Source organism: Streptomyces sp. 13-12-16 (assembly GCF_002114215.1).
In the GTDB taxonomy this organism is placed as follows: Bacteria; Actinomycetota; Actinomycetes; order Streptomycetales; family Streptomycetaceae; genus Streptomyces.
On record NZ_NCTE01001402.1, the window covers coordinates 1 to 1,174 of the forward strand.

3 protein-coding genes and 1 pseudogene are annotated in these 1,174 nt (G+C 74.5%); all 4 read right to left on the reverse strand.

Translation table 11 applies throughout. The features are described from left to right. Nucleotides 1-299, reverse strand: a 299-nt coding sequence (locus B7767_RS41605; RefSeq protein WP_143652978.1) for an Rv3654c family TadE-like protein, incomplete at its 3' end; no start/stop codon positions are given. Continuing rightward, nucleotides 296-661 (reverse strand): TadE family type IV pilus minor pilin, encoded by a 366-nt coding sequence (locus B7767_RS41610; protein WP_085576370.1) that lies wholly within the window; start codon nt 659-661, stop codon nt 296-298. The genes B7767_RS41610 and B7767_RS41605, both read right to left, overlap by 4 nt. Continuing rightward, the gene (locus tag B7767_RS41615; protein ID WP_085576371.1) at nt 648-857 is read right to left on the reverse strand and encodes a DUF4244 domain-containing protein; all 210 of its coding nucleotides are present in this window, start codon (nt 855-857) and stop codon (nt 648-650) included. The genes B7767_RS41610 and B7767_RS41615 overlap by 14 nt, the downstream gene beginning before the upstream one ends. Before the next feature lie 67 nt (nt 858-924). Then, nucleotides 925-1,174 (reverse strand): annotated as a pseudogene (locus B7767_RS41620) (hypothetical protein); the annotation flags it as partial.

Consider the following 1,174-nt stretch of genomic DNA (forward strand, 5'->3'; position numbering starts at 1 on the left):
CCGGTGATCACGCACCGTACGAGCCGCGTGCCCTGCGCCCGGGCCACCCGGTCCGCCCGGGCGCAGGCCGCCGTACCGCCCCGCGTCCAGTGGTCCGCCGCCGCGAGCGCCGCCAGATCCGCGCCGCCGGCCGCCCGGTGCCGGACCACGACGGCGTGGCCCAGAGCGAGGACGACGCCGAACACCACACACAGCACGGCGATCGCACCGACACTCCAGACGGTCGCCGACCCTCGGTCGGAACACCGCGTGAGCCACCGCCCGTCCGCCGGCCGCCGTTCCCGGAACCGGGCCCTCACGTCGCCGCCCCCACCGTCTCCTCCACCGCGGCGACGGCCTCCTCCCGCAGGTCGAAGGGCAGTCCGTGCAGGACCGGGGGCCTGGCCTCGACAACCACCCGGACCTGCTCGGCCTCCCGGCTCACCGTGACTCTCGCACCGGGCGGTGCCGCCTCGCGGGTCACCTCGACGACGGCGTCAGGGGAATCCTGCCGGGCCGCCGCGCGGGCGCCCACGCGCGCCGCGTCCACGCACTGAATCTGTGCCGCCACCACCAGCAGGCCCCAGACCAGCGCCGTCGCGAACATCACCAGCACGGGCAGCACCATGGCCGACTCCGCCGTCACGAACCCGCGGTCCGCACGCCGCTCACATCCGGCCATCGAGTGCCTGCTGCACGATGTTCCGCAGCGCCGCGCCGACCGGTCCGCTGGTGACCACCTTGTAGAGCACGACGGAGAACGCCACCGCCGCCACGATGCCCATCGCGTACTCCGAAGTCACCATTCCGGCGTCCCTCCGTGCCGTACGCACCTTGCACACCAGGGCACGCAGTCGCGCCCGTACCACCTGATACATCTCAACCCCCGTATGGAGTAGTCGCATCGATCTTGTGAGTCCTGCCGCTGCCGCCGGTCGTCCCCCGTCAGGCACCACCTCCTCCCAGCACCCCGCCCGCGAGTCCGATCACCACGGGCAGCACGCCGACCGCGATGAACGCGGGCAGGAAGCACAGCCCCACCGGCGCGCTGACCATGACGGCCGCCCGCCGGGCCCGTGCCGTCGCCGCGCGGGTCCACTCCGCGCGGGCCTCGGCGGCGAGCCGGGCCACGGGAGCGGCCAGGGGAAGTCCGGACACATCGGCCCGCTCCAGCAGCCGGGCCAAGGGCCGGGCG

Excerpts from the sequence above, each read along its gene's own strand:
- B7767_RS41610 (WP_085576370.1), bottom strand. The coding sequence starts at position 661 with ATGGCCGGATGTGAGCGGCGTGCGGACCGCGGGTTCGTGACGGCGGAG.
- B7767_RS41615 (WP_085576371.1), bottom strand. The coding sequence starts at position 857 with ATGTATCAGGTGGTACGGGCGCGACTGCGTGCCCTGGTGTGCAAGGTG.